15 protein-coding genes are annotated in these 20,183 nt (G+C 64.1%); 12 read left to right on the forward strand and 3 right to left on the reverse strand.

What is annotated here, in order from left to right; genetic code table 11:
* Positions 1 to 21 precede the first annotated feature (21 nt).
* The 5 genes from BT122_RS01540 to BT122_RS10820 all read left to right on the forward strand — a co-directional run bounded on the left by BT122_RS01540 (position 22) and on the right by BT122_RS10820 (position 6,386).
* A complete protein-coding gene (locus BT122_RS01540; protein ID WP_072354311.1) occupies positions 22 to 330 on the forward strand; it encodes a hypothetical protein in 309 nt (102 codons plus the stop codon).
* A complete protein-coding gene (locus BT122_RS01545; protein WP_083432250.1) occupies positions 327 to 2,936 on the forward strand; it encodes a DEAD/DEAH box helicase in 2,610 nt (869 codons plus the stop codon). The genes BT122_RS01540 and BT122_RS01545 overlap by 4 nt, the downstream gene beginning before the upstream one ends.
* 151 nt (positions 2,937 to 3,087) lie before the next feature.
* Complete coding sequence (locus tag BT122_RS01550) at positions 3,088 to 3,549, forward strand: universal stress protein (RefSeq protein ID WP_072354312.1); 462 nt, start codon at positions 3,088 to 3,090, stop codon at positions 3,547 to 3,549.
* A gap of 301 nt (positions 3,550 to 3,850) precedes the next feature.
* Positions 3,851 to 4,960, forward strand: a complete 1,110-nt coding sequence (locus BT122_RS01555) for a coiled-coil domain-containing protein (RefSeq protein WP_286130279.1) — start codon at positions 3,851 to 3,853, stop codon at positions 4,958 to 4,960.
* A gap of 619 nt (positions 4,961 to 5,579) precedes the next feature.
* Positions 5,580 to 6,386 (forward strand): hypothetical protein, encoded by an 807-nt coding sequence (locus tag BT122_RS10820; protein WP_177242177.1) that lies wholly within the window; start codon positions 5,580 to 5,582, stop codon positions 6,384 to 6,386.
* A gap of 370 nt (positions 6,387 to 6,756) precedes the next feature.
* Here the strand turns inward: BT122_RS10820 and BT122_RS01565 are convergent, their stop codons facing one another.
* Entirely contained in the window at positions 6,757 to 7,722 is a 966-nt protein-coding gene (locus tag BT122_RS01565; protein WP_072354314.1) for a DMT family transporter, read from the reverse strand.
* A gap of 193 nt (positions 7,723 to 7,915) precedes the next feature.
* Here BT122_RS01565 and BT122_RS01570 point away from each other — a divergent pair, with 193 nt between their 5' ends.
* The 3 genes from BT122_RS01570 to BT122_RS01580 are packed head-to-tail and all read left to right on the forward strand — an operon-like array spanning position 7,916 to position 13,971.
* Positions 7,916 to 10,885, forward strand: a complete 2,970-nt coding sequence (locus BT122_RS01570; RefSeq protein ID WP_072354315.1) for an insulinase family protein — start codon at positions 7,916 to 7,918, stop codon at positions 10,883 to 10,885.
* Position 10,886: 1 nt separating this feature from the next.
* On the forward strand, positions 10,887 to 12,206 hold the full coding sequence (locus BT122_RS01575; RefSeq protein ID WP_072354316.1) for a 2-hydroxyacyl-CoA dehydratase subunit D: 1,320 nt from the start codon (positions 10,887 to 10,889) through the stop codon (positions 12,204 to 12,206).
* The gene (locus tag BT122_RS01580) at positions 12,196 to 13,971 is read left to right on the forward strand and encodes an acyl-CoA dehydratase activase (RefSeq protein ID WP_072354317.1); all 1,776 of its coding nucleotides are present in this window, start codon (positions 12,196 to 12,198) and stop codon (positions 13,969 to 13,971) included. The genes BT122_RS01575 and BT122_RS01580 overlap by 11 nt, the downstream gene beginning before the upstream one ends.
* A 228-nt stretch (positions 13,972 to 14,199) precedes the next feature.
* Here BT122_RS01580 and BT122_RS01585 read toward each other — a convergent pair whose 3' ends face one another.
* The gene (locus BT122_RS01585) at positions 14,200 to 14,784 is read right to left on the reverse strand and encodes a nitroreductase family protein (protein WP_072354318.1); all 585 of its coding nucleotides are present in this window, start codon (positions 14,782 to 14,784) and stop codon (positions 14,200 to 14,202) included.
* A gap of 106 nt (positions 14,785 to 14,890) precedes the next feature.
* Positions 14,891 to 16,051: an aminotransferase class I/II-fold pyridoxal phosphate-dependent enzyme gene (locus BT122_RS01590; RefSeq protein WP_072354319.1), complete on the reverse strand. Its 1,161-nt coding sequence runs from the start codon at positions 16,049 to 16,051 to the stop codon at positions 14,891 to 14,893.
* Positions 16,052 to 16,553: 502 nt separating this feature from the next.
* Here BT122_RS01590 and nrdD point away from each other — a divergent pair.
* From nrdD to nrdG, 4 genes are all read left to right on the forward strand, one after another.
* Entirely contained in the window at positions 16,554 to 18,776 is a 2,223-nt protein-coding gene (nrdD, locus tag BT122_RS01595) for an anaerobic ribonucleoside-triphosphate reductase (RefSeq protein ID WP_072354320.1), read from the forward strand.
* Positions 18,777 to 19,039: 263 nt separating this feature from the next.
* Complete coding sequence (locus tag BT122_RS01600; RefSeq protein ID WP_072354321.1) at positions 19,040 to 19,330, forward strand: hypothetical protein; 291 nt, start codon at positions 19,040 to 19,042, stop codon at positions 19,328 to 19,330.
* A complete protein-coding gene (locus tag BT122_RS10825) occupies positions 19,323 to 19,592 on the forward strand; it encodes a type II toxin-antitoxin system RelE/ParE family toxin (protein WP_177242178.1) in 270 nt (89 codons plus the stop codon). The genes BT122_RS01600 and BT122_RS10825 overlap by 8 nt, the downstream gene beginning before the upstream one ends.
* Before the next feature lie 26 nt (positions 19,593 to 19,618).
* Entirely contained in the window at positions 19,619 to 20,167 is a 549-nt protein-coding gene (gene nrdG, locus BT122_RS01610) for an anaerobic ribonucleoside-triphosphate reductase activating protein (RefSeq protein WP_072354322.1), read from the forward strand.
* Positions 20,168 to 20,183 lie beyond the last annotated feature (16 nt).

Below are 20,183 nucleotides of genomic sequence, written 5' to 3' on the forward strand. Positions count from 1 at the left end.
GCGCAGGCCGAGGAGGACAGCATGGACGAGAGCGACATGAAGCTCGCGGAGCAACTGCGCGAGCAGCTCGAGGCAAACGGGGCAAAGACGGCCTTTGACGCGCCGGCAGCAGCGCCTGCAGAGACGCCGAGCAAAGCCGCCCCGCAAGACGAGAAGGATGACGCAGGCAGCCTCGTAGAGGGACCGTTTGCCCAGGCGATGGCCGCCTACCGAAAGGCAAAGCGCTCGGGTGACGCCGAGGCAACGGCGGCAGCCGAGCGCCACCTCCAGGACGTTGTGCGCGCCGAGCTTGCCGGCGGCACCGAGCCCTGCTCGGGAGACGAGCGATGAGCGCCGAAGAGATCGGCGCCACGGGCAGCGCGTCCAAACCCACTCCCGTTGACCTTGGCCCCAACGGGCCTGGCTCGCTCGGGCGCCTCATCCCCTGGCCAGACGACGAGACCTACCCCAACATCCCCGCCGAGGACGCGCTCGAGCTCTTCCTTGGCTGGGTGGAGTCGCGCGGCATGCAGCTCTGGGATCACCAGGAGGAGGCCCTTCTCGACCTTGCCTCAGGCGACCACGTGATCTTGGGCACGCCCACGGGCTCCGGCAAGAGCATGGTTGCCGTAGGCATGCTCTTCATAGCCAACTGCACCAACCGTCGCGCCTACTACACGGCACCCATAAAGGCGCTGGTCAGCGAGAAGTTCTTCAACCTGGTTGACCTTCTCGGCAAAGACAACGTGGGCATGATCACGGGCGACGTGGTGATAAACAGCGAGGCGCCCGTCATCTGCTGCACAGCCGAGATCCTTGCCCAGGACGCGCTGCGCTTTGGCGAGCACGCGGACATCGGCTGCGTGGCCATGGACGAGTTCCACTTCTACAGCGACCGCGACCGCGGCTGGGCTTGGCAGGTGCCACTGCTGGCGCTACCCCACACGCAGTTCCTGCTCATGTCCGCCACGCTGGGCGACGTCACCGACATCGCCACCGCGCTCGAGGAGCACACCGGACGCGCCGTCGACAAGGTGCTCGATGCGCCCCGGCCGGTGCCCCTCTCCTACGAGTTCGTGGAGACCCCGCTCGAGGGCACGGTCGAGCTGGCCCTTCGTGACGGCGACGCGCCTCTCTACATAGTGCACTTCTCGCAGGAGGCTGCCCTCAAGAGCGCGCAGGCCCTTTCGAGCTACGGCGTCTCGTCGAAGGAGCAGCGCGAGGCCCTGAAGGACGCCGTCAAGGGGGTGCGCTTCACCACCACGTTTGGTAAGACCCTGAAGCGACTCATCCTCACGGGCGTGGGCGTGCATCACGCCGGCATGCTGCCACGCTACCGCCTGCTGGTGGAGAAGCTCGCCCAGCAGGGCCTGCTGCCCGTAATCTGCGGCACAGACACGCTGGGCGTGGGCATCAACGTCCCCATCCACACCGTGCTTCTCACCCAGCTCACAAAGTTCGACGGCAAGCACATGCGCCGGCTCAACGCGCGAGAGTTCCACCAGATTGCGGGGCGCGCCGGCCGCGCCGGCTTCGACACCGAGGGCCGCGTGATCGCGGAGGCCACCGAGTACGACATCGAGCGCGCAAAGGCGCTGGCCAAGGCCGGCGGAGACCCCAAGCGCGCCCGCAAGATCAAGGTCAAGACGCCGCCCTCGGACTTTGTTGGCTGGAACAAGCAGACCTTCGAGCGCCTCATTGCGGCAGAGCCCGAGAAGCTCCGCCCGCGCCTGCGCATCACGCACTCCATGGTGCTTGCCGAGATCGAGCAGGGCGGGGACGCCTGGGCGCGAACGCACAAGCTCATCGAGGACTCGGCCCAGACGCCGGAGGAGAAGGTCGCGCTCTCACAGCGCACCGACGAGGTCTTTGCCACGCTCATCGACGCCGGCGTGGTCGAGCGCCACGAGGAGGATGACGGCACTGCCTCCTACCTGCTCACCGTTGACCTACCCGAAGACTTTGCGCTTGACCAGCCCCTCTCGCCGTTCCTTCTCGCCGCCATCGAGCTTCTGGACCCGGAGAGCGAGACCTACGCGCTCGACCTCATCTCGATGGTAGAGGCCACGCTTGAGGACCCGCCGCAGATCCTGCGCGCCCAGGAGCGCGAGGCACGTGGTGCCGCCATCGCGGCAATGAAGGCCGAGGGCATCGAGTACGAGGAGCGCATGGAGCGCGCGCAGGAGGTCACCTATCCCAAGCCGCTCGAAGACCTTCTCGACGCCGCCTTTGCGGAGTACTGCGAGAAGGTCCCCTGGGCAAGCGACTACTGCCTGCGGCCAAAGAGCGTCCTGCGCGACATGGTCGAGACGGCAAGCGACTTCAAGACCTACATCGGGCGCTACAAGATCGCCCGCTCGGAAGGCACGCTTTTGCGCTACCTCTCGGACGCCTACCGCGTGCTTGATCGCACGGTGCCTGCCGAGAAGCGCGACGAGCGCTTGGAAGACATCGTGATCTGGCTCAGGCTCGTCGTGCGCACCACGGACTCCTCGCTCGTGGACGAGTGGGAGGGCGCCGGCACCGAAGATGGCGCCACGGTTGCCGCGCCAAGCGTGGACGAGGTCGTCCACGACAGGCGCGGCCTCACCCTGCTCGTGCGTAACGCCCTCTTCGCCCGAGTGCGCCTGGCGGCGCTGGGCAAGGTCGAGGAGCTGGGCGACCTCGACGCGGACTGGGGCTACCGCTCGGTCGTGTGGCAGCAGGCGCTCGACGCCTTCCATGCTGACCACGAGCAGATCCTCTTGGACGCTGACGCTCGCTCCTCTGCCTACCTCGACATCGACGAGAAGGACGAGAAGACAGACCACGTCTGGCACGTCCACCAGGTCTTCCGCGACTCCGACGACGACCATGACTTTGGCATCTGGGGCGACGTCGACCTCGATGCCACGCAGGACGAGGGAGCCGTAGTTTTCAAGACCTACCGCGTGGGGTTTGTCGACACGCTCGCCTAGGGGCAGGAGCACGCCGCAGGCCTACCGTTCGGGGCGCAAGACGCGCGTCTCCCCGTGTTTCTCGGGAAAACCGCCCCAACGGCGGGTAGAACGAGAGCGCGGGGCGGCGCGCAAGGCGTCAGCCTCAGGCACACTCGCTAGGGAGGACGCCATGGCAGAGACAAACCAGACCTACCAGGACCTCGGATACGACAAGATCTTCGTGTCACTCGACGGGACGGAGCGCCAGGCAAAGGTGCTTCATCGCGCCATCGTGATGGCGGCAAACGACAACGCCGAGCTCTACATTGGCCACGTCATCGACTCGACCGCGCTCGAGACTGCAGGGACTTACCCTGTCGACCTCATTCCCTCGCTCGAGAAGGACTTCCGCGAGTCCATCGCCGAGCAGGTTGCCGAGGCAGAGGCGGAGCCGCAGATCAAGAGCGTCAAAGTCATCGTGAAGGCGGGACGCATCCGCGAGACCCTGAAGGACGACATGCTCGACGTCATCAAGCCGGACCTCGTCATCTGCGGGGCGCGCGGGCTCTCGTCCATCAAGTACGCAATTCTCGGCTCCATCTCCACCTTCCTCACGCGCTCCACGACCTGTGATGTGCTCGTCGTAAAGTAGCGCGCTCACGGCAGGCCGCAGGCCGTTCACGGATTTCTTGGGTACCTTCGCGGTATCCCACAGAAATCCCACAGCTTGTTCTTCCGTGGGATGATAATCCCCAGGCGTTTTGTAAAGTCGCAGGTAATCATCGCATTTATTGTTGCGGCCCCTCTCACGCAGAGGGGCCGCAACCCTATATGACGACTTGAGACTTTTGCAGGAAACGTGATACCTCACTTTTCACGCTAAGGTTATCTAGCTGCGTTCTTGGCATGCTCGCGCCAGAGCGCACCGTTAACGTCGGCCACGGAGGTAACCTTTGTCGCTCTCGTCTACAACCCGAAACGGAGTCCTCGCGCTTGCCCTCGCCAGCACCATGGCGATTGGCATTGGAGCAGTTAGGCCCGCAGTTGCCTTGGGCGAAACGCTCGACGACCTCGAGGCAAAGGTCGAGCAGACAAACGACGAGCTCACTACGGCAAACGACAAGGTTGCCCAGCTCCAGCAGCAGATTGACGATAACCAACAGCGCATCGCCGAGATTGAGGCCCAGCTTCCCGATGCGCGTGCCGCCGCCGCGCAGAGCATCCGAACCCAGTACAAGATGCAGCAGGGCTCGCAGGGGCTTGTTGAGCTGGTTCTCTCGTCTGAGAACTTCTTCGACTTTCTCGCCACCATCCAGTTCCTTGACTCCGTGACCTCATACAACAGCGACCAGATTCAGTCGCTTGTCGACCTCACGACCGAGCTTTCGAGCACGCAGGAAGACCTCAACTCCCAGCTTGCGCAAGCCGAGACCGAACGCCAGAACGCCCAGGATGCCCTTGACTCTGCCGTTGCCGCACGTGAGGCGTTGCAGCAGCAGATGGCGGAGGAGCAGGCAGCGCAGCAGGCCGAAGCCGAGGCCGCGCTGCAGGAAGCAGCACAAAGTGAGGGCGAGACCTTCCAGACCGAGTCGGGCAACACGGCAACCGTTGAGGTGCCCGAATCCTCTACCAGCTCCTCGAGCGATTCCGAAAGCTCCAACAACTCCAACAGCTCCAGTGAAAACGTCAACTGGCAGAGCGACAAAGATAGCTTTGTGGCGCAATGGGGTGCTCGCATTGACGCCTACCTGGCAGGCTCCCCGCTCGCTGGCTACGGCAGCACCTTCGCCGCAGCGGCTTGGGACTATGGCATTGATCCGCGACTCTCGCCCGCAATCTCGGCCGTTGAGAGCAGCAAGGGACTTTACTGCGCCTACTCCCACAACGCCTGGGGCTGGGGCAGCGTAAGCTGGAGCAGCTGGGAGACGGCGATTTATGCGCACACCGCCGGCCTGGCCTCGGGCTACGGCGGTTACCTCACCTACTCCATGGCACAGAAGTACTGCCCGCCCAACGCGGCAGCGTGGTACTCATCCGTCGCAGCCAACATGGCGATGATCTAGGGGCGTTTCCGGACCTACCGCATCCTGCGGGCCCGCCGTCGGCCTCTCGTCGGCCCGTCATCGGCCCGCCATCGGTCTCTCGTCGGCGTTTCTCTCACGAAACCTGCGGGTTAATAGCAGTTAGCCTCATGCGTCGCTGAGAGGAACTGCAGGTAGATTGCTTGTGACCTTCTCGGGCACTGCTATTAAGCCGCAGGTTTTGCGCCCAGGCACCACACGCGCCCTTCTGGCGGAACGCCACGACCCCCATCAAGCGTGACGCTATCATGTCTGCATGACGATGCTACTTGGACATATCTCGAGCATTGAGGCGTACGACCTCCTTGGGCTAGGGCGCGATTCGCTCTCGCAGCCACGGGGCATGACCCCCGAGGTAAGGGGCACTATTGAATCCCTCGCCCTTCTCAACACATCATCCCTCGAGCAAAGACGTTCCAGAATAGCGCGCCTCACGGAGCTTCCTCTGCCCGCTCACATCATTGTCTCCAATAGACCCGGCCTCAAGCCAAGCCATCAAGTCGTTCCGCACGGTTGGTCCTATGGCCAGCCTTACAGTGACCTGGCGTCCGTCAACCTTGCAGCGGCAACTCCCTATGTCTGTCCCCCTGAGATGGCTCTCATGCAGATGGCTCGCGCGCTGACCAGGCCAAAGCTTGCGCTGCTGGTAGACCAAGTAGTTGGTAGCTACCGAATTCTTCGACCAGAGGCGGTCCCTTTCTACGAGCGCCTTTCCAACGTAGGCTTTGAACGAGCAGATAGTTCCTCTTCTAATGCAGGGGCCTTTGCACCAACCACGGTCTATGGCCTTCCACCGCTCTCCAGCATCGAGACCATACGCTCCTACGTTGCCGCCATGCCCAGCGCTTGGGGCTCTCATCTGCTTGGGAGGTCATTGTCTCTTGCGGCAGACGGCCTTGCCTCACCGCTTGAGGCACAGGTGTACGCGCTTGCATTCTGTGGAAGAGTAAACGGCAGCGCGGGTATTCCCAAACCCCTTGTCAACTCAAGGCTTGAGGTTAGCGGACCTGCTCAGCGACTGTTTGGCTCATCGTGGATCAAGCCAGACTACTTCTGGCCAGACGCCGGAGTCGCAGTAGAGGCGACCGGGTTCCTCTGGCATGGAGGGCGACAGGGAACTGCAGACACGTCGCGTCGCATGAAAGGCTACGAGGCGATGGGCATCCGTGCGATGACGCTCACCTCACCCGAGGTATACGACCTTCTCGTCTTTGAAGGAATCCTGCACCAGCTGGCCGGATGGCTGGGACACGACATCCCAGAAGAGACCCCACACTTTAGACAGAGAAGAGCATGGCTCCGCAGCGAGGTGCTCGGGATTCGTGGGACAAGAGTTCAGCTTTCGCCCGAGGATGACGACGCGTGGCTTGACGCTCTGCTTGCCTCGTACGATGCAACTGGCGCGTAGATTGCAACGCGCAGGGGCAGGGTTGCGTCCTTATCGCACCCCCATTCCGCCCACCACTCCTCAAAACCTGCGGCTTAATAGCAGTTGGCCTTGTACGTCCATCTTTCGTCGGCCCGTGCGTCCGCCGTCATCGGCCCTTCTCTCACGAAACCTGCGGGTTAATAGCAGTTAGCCTCGTGCGTTGCTGAGAGAAACCGCAGGCAGATGGCCCGTGACCTTCTCGGGCACTGCTATTAAGCCGCAGGTTTTCCAGCACCCCCGGAAGGTCTTCTCAGGCACTGCTATTAAGCCGCAGGTTTTGCGGCCACGACCGGGGAACCGTTCCGTACGCCGCTACTATGCCGCAGGTTTTCCAGCCGCCGCCCCCTGCCTACGCCGTGAGGTACACCATCGCAAGCACCAGCGCAAATCCCACAAGATCTGCCGCCGAGAAGCTCGTGCCCAGCCACAAGACCGAGGTCACTGTGGCAGTGAGGGGCTCGATGGTCCCCAAGAGGCTCGCGCGCATCGAGCCCGCGTCCTTCACTCCCTGCAGGTAGAGCGCGTACGCGCCAAAGGTCCCCACGACCACCATGAAGGCGAGCAGCGCCACAGCAGCCACATCCAGCTGCGGCATGTGCTCCCAAGGCCTATACGCAACAAGCAGGATGACACCCGAGAAAAGAAACGCCAGCCCGTTCACCACGAAGTTGCCCCACTTTGCCAGCTGGCGGGCAGGCAGGATGGAGAGGCACGCCGAGGCTGCCGCGCAGAGAAGTCCCCACACAAGCCCGCCCACGGGCAGGCTGAGCTGCCCGGGATTGCCTCCCGTTGCCAGCAGATAGGTCCCCACCAGGGCAAACGCGATGCCCAGCACCTCTCGCCGCTTTGGCCCGCGGCGCATCTTCGCGCACACGTAGGCGAGCACGGCGAGCATCCCCAGGCTCTGCATCACCGTGGCCGTGGCGGAGTTGGTCCAGCTGATAGCCTCGAGGTAGGCCACCTGCGAGAAGAGAATTGCCCCTAGGCTCACGCCAAAGATCCCCACCAGCGAGCGCGGGTCGCACAGGGCGCGGGTGACCTGCCCCTTGTTGGTGACGCGCGCCGCTGCGAGAAAGAGCCAGCAGGCGGAGAGCTCGCGAACGCACGCGAGCCACAGCGGGTCGACCGCATACGCGTCCATGAGCAGCTTCGACGCCGTCCCATTGATGCCCCAGAACGTGCCACCCACAAGCGTGCACACCACACCACGCAGGATGCGCTTACGACGCTGCTCGTCGCTGAGTGGCGCGGCGCCAGCCGCCATGGGATGGCTGTCCCCCTCGTCGAGCGAGCCTTCATCAAGCGCCTCTGCCATTACGCGTTCCCCGTCCTTCTCGGATGAGACAAGGGGACTGTCCCTTTGTCTCACAGCGACATGTGATTCTACAGCGGAATGCATCATCCACAGCACGCCGGTCTGCTTACCGGGAAAAACGGGCACCATACCATGCGTGTTAAGCTTCTTCTCGAAACAAGATATCGGCGGCCAAAGGCCGCAAGGAGGAACCATGGCATCCGAAGGCATCACCACAGCACCCCAGCGCGACTTCCTCGCACCCGACCCGTCCCTTGCGCCCGGCAGTGTGCACGCCGGCTTTGAGGTGGTCTCCGCGACACCCGTCCCCGAGGTCTCCGGCACCATCTACGTGCTGCGCCACCAGACCTCCGGCGCCCGCGCCATGTGGATCTCGTGCGCCGACACCAACAAGTCCTTCTCGATTGCCTTCAAGACGCCGCCCGCAGACGACACGGGCGTCTTCCACATCATCGAGCACTCCGTGCTCTGCGGCTCCGACGCCTACCCCGTGAAGGAGCCCTTCGTCAACCTGCTCAAGACGTCCATGCAGACCTTCCTGAACGCCCTCACGTTCCCGGACAAGACCATGTACCCGGTGGCCTCCACCAACACCGCTGACCTCGAGAATCTCATGGGCGTCTACCTTGACGCCGTTCTCCACCCCGCCATCTACCACCGTCGTCGCATCTTCGAGCAGGAGGGCTGGCACCTCGAGGCGGCAGACGACGGATCGCTCTCGTACAACGGCGTGGTCTTCAACGAGATGAAGGGTGCCCTCTCCGACCCGGACGAGGTCCTAAGCCTGGCGCTCTCCCGGGCGCTCTTCCCCCAGAGCCCCTACCGCTTTGAGTCTGGCGGTGCGCCGCGTGCCATCCCCACCCTCACCTACGAGGGCTTCCTCGATGCGCACGCCCGCCACTACGCCCTGCCCAACAGCTACACCATCCTCTACGGGGACATGGACATAGACCGCGAGCTTGCCTTTATCGACAAGCGCTTCCGCGGCGCCGAGAACCGCAACGCAGGTGCGCCCAACCCCCTGCCTCTCCAGCCCGCGGTCACCGCCGCCCCGGTGAAGGTCGAGATGGCAACCACCCCCGACAACGCCTCCGTAGGCTTGGCGTACGTTGTTGCCACGTCCAACCAGCGCGAGCGCGTGCTTGCCGTGGACGTGCTGCTCGACGCGCTTTGTGGCTCCAACGAGGCGCCGCTCAAGCGCCGCGTCCTCGACGCCGGCCTTGCCAACGACTTCCAGGCAGCGCTCATCGACGGCGTCGCCCAGCCCGAGGTGGTCTTCCAGCTCAAGGGCGCCCACGCGGACGTGTCTGAGCGCTTCCGCAAGCTCATCGAGAACTCCTGCCGCGAGTTTGCCGAGAACGGCATCCCGCGCGACAAGCTCGAGGCCTCTCTTGCCCAGGCGGAGTTCAACCTGCGCGAGCGCGACTTTGGCTCCTGGGCAACAGACGGCGTGGCCCTCTCGATGCAGGCGCTCTCGAGCTGGCTCTACGACGACAGCCACCCCTTCGACTACCTGCAGTACGAGGACGCGCTGGCCGACCTCAAGAAAGGCCTGGACAACGGCCTGTTCGAGGGCCTGCTCAAAGAGATTGTGTGCGAGAACCCTCACTCCGCACTGGCCGAGCTCGTTCCCACCGAGGGCGGCGACGCTGCCGAGGAGGCAGACGAGCTTGCCCGCCTGCGCGCGCAGATGAGCGACAAGGACGTCGAGGACGTGCGCCGCGAGGTCGAGGCGCTCCGCGCCGAGCAGGAGGCGCCGGACTCCCCTGAGGCCCTGGCCACGCTGCCCACGCTTACCGTCGCGGACATCGAGCCGGCACGACCGGACCCTGAGGTCGCAGACGTAAAGGCGCCACTCCCCTGCCTCGCCCACGAGCTTGACACCCGCCACATCGACTACGTCTATCACTACTTTGACCTGCGGCGCGTTGGCTTTGCCGAGCTGCCCTACGTGGGTGTGCTCACGGACCTTCTCGGCAAGCTCGACACCAAGCTCCACACGGCCTCGGACCTCGACACGCTGGTCGAGGCAAACCTTGGCAACCTCGGCTTTGGCTACGAGACCTACGGCCGCGACAACGACCTCTCGTTTGCCCGCCCCATGCTCGTGGTGAGCGCGAGCGCCCTCTCCGAGAAGGTCGACGCCCTGGCCAGCATCCCGCAGGAGGTCTGGGGCAAGACCCTCTACCTCGACGGCAACCGTATGCGCGACATCCTCACGCAGCGCAAGGTGGCGCTCGAGCAGTACTTCGTGAACTCTGGCCACGCGGCGGCCGCAGCGCGCGCAACGAGCTACTTCTCGTCCGCCTCGGTGGCATCGAGCCAGATGGGCGGCATCGACTACTACCTCTTCCTCAAGCGCCTGCTTGCCAACTGGGACCGCAGGCTCCCGGCACTCCAGGAGATCCTCCCCAACCTGGCAGACCGCATCTTCACCGCGGACGAGGTCACAGTGAGCTTCACCGGCCCCGCCGAGGACCGCAAGCGCTTCTGGGAGCTTGGCGGCACGCTGGGCCTCGAGGAGCAGGGCGAGAACGTCTGCGAGCACAGGCTCCAGATTCCCACCCCCAAGGTCTCGCGCGAGGGCTTCGTGATCCCCTCTAACGTCTCCTTCGTGGCACGCGCCGCCGCGCCAACCACGGCAGACGCAGGCACCCTGGGCACCTGGCAGGTGGCAACACGTGCACTCTCCTTCGACTACCTCTGGAACGAGGTCCGCGTGAAGGGCGGCGCCTACGGCGTGGGCTTTAGCCACACCACCGAGGGCATCCGCAGGTTCTGGTCGTTCCGCGACCCCAACGTTGCCTCCACGCTCCAGCGCTACGACGGCGCCGCCGCATGGCTTGCCAACTGGGCCCCCACGGACGACGAGCTCTCCGGCTACATCGTCTCCTCCGTGGCCGCGCAGGACGCTCCCGAGAAGCCCCGCGCGCTTGCCCGCAGGCAGGACATGCAGCACTTCAACGGCAGGCCCGCCAACTGGCGAAACATCATCCGCCAGCAGGAGCTCGACACCACCTCCGAGGCCGTGCGCTCGCTCGCGCCGGCGCTCGAGCCCACCGCCGCCCCCGCGGGCGTCTGCGTCTTTGGCCCGCGCGAGGCCATCGAGGCGTCCGGGCTCGACCTTACCGTGCACGAGCTCGTCGGCAGCGAGGAGGCGTAGCGTGGCGGGCGCCTCGGCAGGCGAGCGCCTCATAGGCTGGTACGGAGGCGTGGCCGAGAAGAACCTCTCGACGCGCCCAGGCTTTGTGCGCAACTGGCTCATGCTGGGCTTCCAGGCCATGCGCGGCAAGGTCCACCTGGCCCCCTACGGCGACCTTCTGCCCTCGGGCAACCACGGCTACCAGCTCTTCATGGACTCCGTGGTGGGCGCGCTCGCAGACTTCGACAACGCCGTGGTCACAAGTATCTTCACCCCCAACGAGATATTCCACGCGCTGGGAGCGCGCCCCGTGACGGCAGAGGCCGTGGCCTCCTTCGCAAGCGGCGCCCAGGCGGAAGGCGGCTTTATCGCCGCAGCCGAGGGGCGCGGCGTCCCCGAGACGTACTGCTCCTACCACCGCATCCTCATGGGCATGGCAACCTCGGGCGTGCTGGGCAAGCCACGCATGCTCGCGAGCTGCTCGGTAGCCTGCGACGCCAACAATCTCACCTTCAAGACCCTGGGCCGCTTCTGGGACGTTCCCCACGTGTACGTGGACGTTCCCTACGACGTCTCACGCGACTCGGTCCTCTATGTGGCGGACGAGCTTCGCGAGATGGGCCGCGCCGCCGAGGGCGCGTTCTCACGCAAGCTCGACGAGGGGCGCCTGCGCGAGGTCTGCGCATGCTCCGAGCGCACCATGCGCGAGCTTGCGGAAACGCTCCCCACGCGGCGCGGGCGCTACCTGGCAAACACCATGACCATCGACATGATGGAGATGCTCGACCTCCACCTCTCGCTGGGGCTCCCCGAGTGCGAGGACCTGGCGCGAGAGATGCAGCGCGACTTTCTCGCTGCCTCGCCGTACGAGGGCGTAAACCTGGTGTGGGTGCACGTCTCGCCCTACTTCCTGGAGTCGCTCGGCGAGCTTGTGAACACCAGCAAGACCGCGCAGATCGTGGCCTCGGACATGATGTTTGAGCACGCAACCGCAGGCGAGGCGTGGTTCGACGCCTCGAGCCCCTACGAGTTCATGGCCGAGCGCCTGGTGCGCAGCTGCTTCAACGGGCCGGCGACGCGCCGGGCCAACTGCATAGAGCTTCTCGCACGCGAGACAAACGCAGACGCCGTGGTGCTCTTCTGCCACTGGGGCTGCAAGCAGACGGCGGGCGCGGCGCAGCTCATCCGCCGGCAGCTCGAGGGGGCAGGCTGGCCCGTGCTGGTGCTCGACGGCGACGCCTGCGATCGCGCCAACTGCATGGAGGGTCAGATGTCCACGAGGTTCTCGGCCTTCCTCGAGATGGTCGAGAAGCGCAAGGAAGCTGAGAGACATGCCAGCTGAACAGCAGAAACATAACGAACTCTTCTACGCGTGCAAGTACACGCCCATCGAGCTCCTCGCGGGGTTTGGCGCCACACCACGCATCGCCGAGGCGGATGTCGCCTCCTTTGCGTACGCCGACGCGCTGGCGCATCCCAACCTCTGCGGCTACGGCAAGGGCCTCATCGAGCGCATGATGGCGGCCGACGTGCACGAGGCAGTGCTTGTGACCTGCTGCGACGTGGTGCGCCGCGTCTACGACGTGCTGCAGGCCTCTGGCCGCATGGACTTCCTGTACCTGCTCGACCTGCCGCACCGGCGCGGGCCTGCGGAGATTGCGCTCTTCCGTCGCCGTCTGCGGGCGCTCGCAGACGCCTATGCCGCGTACAGCGGCGCGCAGTTCGACGTGGGCGCGGCATGCGCCGCTTGCGGGACGGGCGTGGCGTGCGCGGACGACCGCGTGACGCTCATGGGCGCGCACGCTTCGTCATCGCTTGTCGCCGAGGTGGAGAAGGGCGTGGGCATGCCGGTGGAGAACGCCACCTGCACGAGCCGGCACCTCAAGGTCTCTCCCCCGCCCCAGCTCGCGCGGATGGCTACGGGTCCTGCCTGCGGCGTGTGCTGCGATGGCGGTGCAACCCCCGCGGCTGACCCCCTCGACGCTTTTCTCGACTGGTACGCACCGGCGCTTCTCGGCCAGATTCCCTGCATGCGCATGGATGACATTGCCGAGCGGAGCGAGCTTGTGGGCGAGCGCGGCCAGCAGGGCGTGGTCTACCACACCATGAAGTTCTGCGACTACTATGGCTTCGAATACGGGGCCCTTGCGGAGAAGGACGAGATTCCCATGGTCAAGATTGAGACGGACGGCACGTCGCAGAGCGAGGGCCAGCTGCGCACAAGACTCGAGGCCTTTGGCGAAACCCTGCGGGCCCGCGGCGGTGCCGCGCACCAGGTACAGCCCGCGCCGACGGCGTCAGGCGACGCACCCGCAGCCCCCAAGGCAGCGGCCTACGTCATGGGCGTGGACTCCGGCTCCACCTCGACCGACGTTGTGATTATGGATGCAGACAAGCACATTGTGGCCACGGCCATTGTGCCAACCGGCGCCCGCGCGGCAGACGCCGCGGCCCGTGCGATGGACGAGGCACTCTCCCAGGCAGGCCTTGCTGCGGGTGACATTGCCCTGCGCGTCTCGACAGGCTATGGCCGCGACAACATCGAGGGCATGGACTCCTCGGTCACCGAGATCACCTGCCACGCGCGCGGCGCCCACTACCTCGCGCCGGATGCGCGCTCGGTCATCGACATCGGCGGACAGGACTCAAAGGTCATCCACCTGAACGCCAACGGCAGCGTGGCGGGCTTCGTGATGAACGACAAATGCGCCGCGGGTACCGGGCGCTTCATGGAGGCCATGGCGCGCGTGCTTGAGATGGACCTCGACGAGTTCTGCCGCCGGGGCCTCGAGTGGCGCCACGAGGTGCGCATCACGAGCATGTGCACCGTGTTTGCCGAGAGCGAGGTCGTCTCGCTCGTGGCCGCAAACACCCCCACCCCCGACGTGATCCACGGGCTCGACGTATCGGTGGCGAGAAAGACCGCCACGCTCGCAAGCCGCGTGGGTGCCGAGCCGCCCTACCTCATGACCGGCGGCGTCGCGCAGAACGAGGGCGTGGTGCGCGCGCTCTCCGAGGTGCTCAAGGCACCGGTCGCCACGCACGAGGACTCGCAGCTCTGCGGCGCCATAGGCGCAGCCCTTATCGGCCTGCAGTCGCTGGGATGAGACAAAGGGAGTTTCCCTTTGTCTCATCCTCCGGCGCCAAAATGACGCCTAAAAGGGCAGTCTTGTACGTGATAGCGTCAATAACGGCCGCTTCGGCGAGGATTTGACGCCGCAGCAAAGGTTTTATACACAACTACTGCGGTAACGGGCCTTCCAGCGAGAAATCGGCGCCGGAAGGCCCACATTGTACGTGATTGCTTCTAAATCGCGCCCCCCGGCTCCAACCCTCTAAATGAGAAGGTCCTCCAGCGCGAGCTTGGGAACGTGATGGGTGCCCTCGTCGTCGCGCCAGTACGCAAGCCCGTGCTCGGTCTCGCTCGTCTCCAGCACCACGCGCTCGCCACGCTCGCCCAAGGCCAGCACCAGCTCGGTGACGTAGTCCTCCGCTGAGACACCCATGACGTCGCTCACGTCGGCGTCAAAGCTCTTGATCATGCAGCAGCCCAGCCCGCGCGACGCCGCTGCCAGCGCAATCGTTTGTGCCGCAATGCCCGTGTCGATCAGGCGGACGGGGTTGGCCGCAAGGGCCTTGGGCGCGCACACGGCAATGTAGCCCGTGGGCCTCTCGCCCGCGGCCGGACCGTTCCAGTCGCGCAGCAGCGCAGCCCAGTGCAGACGCGAGAAGACCGCCGAGCGCTCCGCGGGCTCAACCGCAATGTGGAAGCGCAAGGTCTGCATGTTGTTCCCCGAGGGCGCAAATCGCGCGGCGTTCACCAGCGCAGCGAGGTCCCCGTAGCTCAGCGGCTCGTCCTCCGCGAACCGCCGATACGAGCGAGAAGATCTCACCAGGTCCTGGAAGTTCTTCGAGTTCATCTCAACACCCCCTGCCGGGCATGCCCGACTGACTGCCGCCGAGGCCGCTCCCCGGCAGCGACAACACGCTCGGTGCCGCACCCGCGCTTCCGCAGACGCGACCCCGCTAGATCCCAGACTCTCCAATCCTCTGGCATGCCTCGCGCAGGCGCTCCGGAGGCATGACCAGGGCAAAGCGCACGTAGCCCTCACCCGAGGGACCAAAGCTCGCGCCCGGCGTCACAATGACGCCGGCCTTCTCCATGAGCTCGAGCGCAAACGCCTGGGAGTCCATGCGACCATGCGGGATGCGCGCCCACACGAACATCGACCCGTGCGCGTTGGGTCGCTCCCAGCCAACGGCCTCCAGGCCGTCGCACAGTGCATCCCTGCGCTCCTGGTAGAGCAGGCGCTGGCGCTCAACCGAGTCGCGCGGGCCGGTGAGCGCGGCAATGGCCGCGTCCTGCTCGGGCAGGAACATGCCAAAGTCCACCTGGCTGCGGAGCTTGCGCGTGGCAGCCACGATGTCCTCGCGCCCCACCAAAAACGAGAGGCGGGCGCCGGTCACGTTGAAGGACTTGGAGAGCGAGAGGAACTCCACGCCCACGTCAAGCGCGCCGGGGTAGTCGAGGAAGCTCCCGCCAGCCGGCCCGTCGAAGATGATGTCGGAGTAGGCGTTGTCGTGGATGACCACGATGTCGTGCGCCTTGGCAAAGGCGATGATCTGCTCGTACACCTCGGGCGTCCCCACGGAGCCAACGGGGTTCGCGGGAAGCGAGACCACCATGTAGCGGGCGGCATCCGCGACGTCTGCGGGAATGCCCTCCACCCACGGGAGGAAGTCATGCTCGGCAGTGAGCGGGTAGTACCAGGGCTTTGCGCCCGCCAGAAGCGTGCCGGTGGCAAAGACCGGGTAGCACGGGTCTGGGATAAGGGCCACGTCGCCGGGGTCTGCCAGCGCCGCGCACACGTGGCCCATGCCCTCCTGCGTCCCGCGGCAGCTCATGACCATCGAAGGCGTGATGCCCTCGACGCCAAAGCGCGTACGGTAGTAGTCGCAGACGGCCTGGAGCAGCTCGTCCTTGTCGTGCAGGGCATACTTCCAGTTGGCGGGGTCTTCCGCGCTCTTTCGCAGCGCCTCGACCACGTGATGCGGCGGCTCGAAGTCCGGCGTACCAACCGAGAGGTCAAACACCTCGCGACCCTGTGCCTCCAGCTCGCGACGCTTGGCGTTAAGCGCGGCGAAGACCTCGTCGCCAAACAGGTCGAGCCTCTTTGAGAACTGCATGCGCACCCCTCCCCGGATGCAGGCGTAATGTACGCATGGGACTGTAGACCACCAACGGTCGCCGGAACACGCCTTGGGACAATGACGCGCCCGATTGTTACATTGGGCGGGGCCGGCGGCAGTAACCGGACGGGCCAACGGTAGCGCAGGCACCCGCGCGAGTCCCCAAGCCCGGCCATACGGCCGTTTGGACCGCACCGCACACAAGGCCCCTCCGCCGTTCACCGAAAATCGAATCGATAAATGGCATCGTTATCTTAAATGTTTGAACTTCTGCTCTTTTCTCACCTGCGATGACTCTGCAATGTCCCAACGCAATGTGAAATATCAAGAGACAATATCCGGTATTTATCTCGTGCACTGGGCACAAGATATTGTGGCATAGTAGACGTCGCTGCAACGCTGCATCCACTGCAGCGCAACGAGAGACAAACCAGATGCATTGCCAACAGTTGCACGTTTTCAGTCGGCTGCCAGGCAATTCGCAAGAGGGAGTGAGCACATGAAGATCATCAAGCGCAATGGCTCCGAGGTCACGTTCGACGTCGCAAAGATCGAGAACGCCATCCGGAAGGCCAACATGGAAGTGCCCGAGGACGAGCGCCTCACCGAGCGCGAGATACGCTTCGCCTCGCTCAACGTAACCGACGAGTGCATGGAGTCTGGCCACACGGTCACCGTCGAGGAGGTCCAGGACCTCGTCGAGGACCAGCTTATGGCCCTCGACCACTTTGAGGTGGCCCGCAAGTACATCATCTACCGCTACGTCCAGAACCAGAAGCGCCAGAAGAACACGACGGACGACAAGATCCTCTCCCTCATCGAGTGCAACAACGAAGAGGTCAAGCAGGAGAACTCCAACAAGAACCCCACCGTCGTCTCCGTCCAGCGTGACTACATGGCCGGCGAGGTCTCCAAGGACCTCACCATGCGCGACCTTCTCCCCGCTGACATTGTCCAGGCGCACAAGGAGGGCATCATCCACTTCCACGACGCGGACTACTACGCGCAGCACATGCACAACTGCGACCTCATCAACCTCGATGACATGCTGCAGAACGGCACCGTCATCTCCGGCACGCTCATCGAGCGCCCGCACAGCTTCTCCACCGCCTGCAACATCGCCACGCAGATCATCGCCCAGGTGGCCTCCTGCCAGTACGGCGGCCAGTCCATCTCGCTCACGCACCTCGCGCCCTTTGTCGACGTCTCCCGCAAGAAGATTCGCCGCTCGGTCTACGCCGAGATGGAGACCATCGGCTACAAGGCCTCGCCCGAGCAGATCGACGAGATGGTCGAGAAGCGCCTGCACGACGAGGTCGCACGCGGCGTGCAGACCATCCAGTACCAGGTTGTCACCCTCATGACCACCAACGGCCAGGCGCCGTTCATCACCGTCTTCATGTACCTCAACGAGGCCCGCAGCGCGCAGGAGAAGCACGACCTCGCCCTCATCATCGAGGAGATGCTCAGGCAGCGCTACCAGGGCGTCAAGAACGAGAAGGGCGTCTGGATCACCCCCGCCTTCCCCAAGCTCATCTACGTGCTCGAGGAGGACAACATCCACGAGGGCGACCCGTACTTCTACCTCACCAAGATGGCTGCCAAGTGCACCGCCAAGCGCATGGTGCCCGACTACATCTCCGAGAAGAAGATGCGCGAGTACAAGCTCTCCAAGGGCGAGACCGAGGGCCACGGCGACGTGTACACCTGCATGGGCTGCCGCTCGTTCCTCACGCCTGACCGCTCGGGCAACGGCTATGACAACGTGGCCAAGGCCAAGAACTACGAGCCGGGCAAGCCCAAGTACTACGGCCGCTTCAACCAGGGCGTCGTGACCATCAACCTGCCTGACGTTGCCCTCTCCTCCGATGGCGACATGGACAAGTTCTGGAAGATCTTCGACGAGCGCCTCGAGCTCTGCCACCGCGCCCTGCGCTGCCGTCACGACCGCCTCTGCGGCACCCTCTCCGACGCCGCACCCATCCTCTGGCAGTATGGCGCGCTGGCCCGTCTCGACAAGGGCGAGAAGATCGACAAGCTCCTCTATGGCGGCTACTCCACCATCTCGCTGGGCTACGCGGGCCTCTACGAGTGCGTGAAGTACATGACCGGCAAGAGCCACACCGACGAGGAGGCCAAGCCCTTCGCGCTCTCCGTCATGCAGCACATGAACGACAAGTGCTCCGAGTGGAAGGCCGCCGAGAACATCGACTACTCGCTCTATGGCACGCCGCTCGAGTCCACCACGTACAAGTTCGCCAAGTGCCTGCAGAAGCGCTTCGGGGTGGTCAAGGGCATCACCGACCATGGCTACATCACGAACTCCTACCACGTGAACGTGCGCGAGAAGATCGACGCCTTCACCAAGCTCAAGTTCGAGAGCGAGTTCCAGCGTCTCTCCCCCGGCGGCGCCATCTCCTACGTCGAGGTCCCCAACATGCAGGACAACCTCGAGGCCGTCATCCGCGTCATGCAGTTCATCTACGACAACATCATGTACGCCGAGCTCAACACCAAGTCCGACTACTGCCAGGTGTGCGGCTACGACGGCGAGATCAAGATCGTGGAGGACGACGGCAAGCTGGTCTGGGAGTGCCCGCACTGTGGCAACCGCGACCAGTCCAAGCTCAACGTTGCCCGTCGCACCTGCGGCTACATTGGCACGCAGTTCTGGAACCAGGGACGTACGGAAGAAATCAAGGATCGCGTGCTGCACCTGTAAGCTCTGAAGGCCTCGCCCCTTTGCCCTGCGCTCAAACATCCTCGCGCGCTACGCGCTGTGGAACTGCGCCGGGACAAAGGGGCGAGGCATCTTTCAGCCACAGCACGCGCTTGGCGGCTAAAGGGCAAAAGACAAATTGCCCCTCCAGAGCGTCATGGGACCATGCAAAGAAGGCAGCCCCTACGGCTTATGGTGATAGTACGAATCTGGTACGTGATTTGGTACGATATTAGGTATCTAATTGCGTCTACTAAGGAGCTTCCATGACTGCCATCTTCTCGTCCGCAGCCCTCAAGACGCGTCAGCGCGAAATCAAGGACATCGCCCGCAAGGACGTGGTCCACATCACGGAGAACGGCAACGCCGCCTTTGTCTTCATGAGCGAAGAGCTCTTCGACCAGCAGATCAACAAGGCCGCCGAAGAGGCGGCGCTCACCGAGCGCATGCGTGTGTGCATCAAGGCCTCGGATGACTGCTTTGAGCAGGGGGCATACATCGAGGAGACCGATGCTTTCTTCAGCGCGCTCGACGAGAGGCTGGCGGCCAATGGCTAAGATGCTCTACGCCCTCTCGTTTCTCGATGACGTCGAAACTATCTACTCTCCTCGCGTTCGAAAATATCTCGAATCGGTTCTCTCGATGATTGAGACCTTTCCAGAAAGCGGCACACCCCTCTCCTCGGAATACCTTAAAAGCAGGTATGGAGGAGAAGTACGCCGGTGCTCTGTCGCACCGTTCTATCTCGTATATACCTATGAACGCTCAGCCGACACGGTACGAATACGTGGCCTTGTTCCACAGCGCTCAACCCACTAGCACCTTCCTATAAAAGGGGCCTCCCGATGAACTACGCAACCATCAAGTACTGCGATATCGCCAACGGCATTGGGGTGAGGACCTCGCTCTTTGTCTCCGGATGCCGCCTGCACTGCAAGAACTGCTTCAACGAGGAGGCCTGGAGCTTCTCAGCGGGCAAGCCATTCACGCAGCAGACCGAAGAAGAAATACTTTCGTCACTTGCCGCGCCCTACGTCGACGGGCTCTCCGTTCTGGGCGGCGAGCCCACGGAGCCAGAGAACGCCACGGCCCTGGCGCCCTTCCTCGAGCACGTGCGGGCGGCCTACCCCGAGAAGAACATCTGGATGTATTCCGGCCGCACCTGGGAGCAGCTCACCGGCAACGGCGACCATGCCTCCCCAGACATGGACCGCATTCTCGCCTGCCTGAACGTCCTGGTAGATGGTCCCTTCGTGCAGAAGCTGCACGACATCACGCTGCGCTTCCGCGGCTCGTCCAACCAGCGGCTCATTGACGTTCCCGCAACGCTTGCATCGGGCACAGTCACCATCTGGCAGGACGACCCCCAGTTCGCCCAGCACGCGTGGGCTTAGCCATGCTCGGATGGGT

Origin of the sequence: Olsenella sp. kh2p3 (assembly GCA_900119625.1) — a bacterium.
In the GTDB taxonomy this organism is placed as follows: Bacteria; Actinomycetota; Coriobacteriia; order Coriobacteriales; family Atopobiaceae; genus Tractidigestivibacter.

Coding starts and splice junctions, on each gene's coding strand:
- BT122_RS01565 (WP_072354314.1), bottom strand. CDS start 7,722: ATGGCAGAGGCGCTTGATGAAGGCTCGCTCGACGAGGGGGACAGCCAT.
- BT122_RS01585 (WP_072354318.1), bottom strand. CDS start 14,784: ATGAACTCGAAGAACTTCCAGGACCTGGTGAGATCTTCTCGCTCGTAT.
- BT122_RS10820 (WP_177242177.1), top strand. CDS start 5,580: ATGCAGATGGCTCGCGCGCTGACCAGGCCAAAGCTTGCGCTGCTGGTA.
- BT122_RS01570 (WP_072354315.1), top strand. CDS start 7,916: ATGGCATCCGAAGGCATCACCACAGCACCCCAGCGCGACTTCCTCGCA.
- nrdG (WP_072354322.1), top strand. CDS start 19,619: ATGAACTACGCAACCATCAAGTACTGCGATATCGCCAACGGCATTGGG.
- BT122_RS01600 (WP_072354321.1), top strand. CDS start 19,040: ATGACTGCCATCTTCTCGTCCGCAGCCCTCAAGACGCGTCAGCGCGAA.
- BT122_RS01580 (WP_072354317.1), top strand. CDS start 12,196: ATGCCAGCTGAACAGCAGAAACATAACGAACTCTTCTACGCGTGCAAG.
- BT122_RS01550 (WP_072354312.1), top strand. CDS start 3,088: ATGGCAGAGACAAACCAGACCTACCAGGACCTCGGATACGACAAGATC.
- nrdD (WP_072354320.1), top strand. CDS start 16,554: ATGAAGATCATCAAGCGCAATGGCTCCGAGGTCACGTTCGACGTCGCA.
- BT122_RS01545 (WP_083432250.1), top strand. CDS start 327: ATGAGCGCCGAAGAGATCGGCGCCACGGGCAGCGCGTCCAAACCCACT.
- BT122_RS01540 (WP_072354311.1), top strand. CDS start 22: ATGGACGAGAGCGACATGAAGCTCGCGGAGCAACTGCGCGAGCAGCTC.
- BT122_RS01590 (WP_072354319.1), bottom strand. CDS start 16,051: ATGCAGTTCTCAAAGAGGCTCGACCTGTTTGGCGACGAGGTCTTCGCC.
- BT122_RS10825 (WP_177242178.1), top strand. CDS start 19,323: ATGGCTAAGATGCTCTACGCCCTCTCGTTTCTCGATGACGTCGAAACT.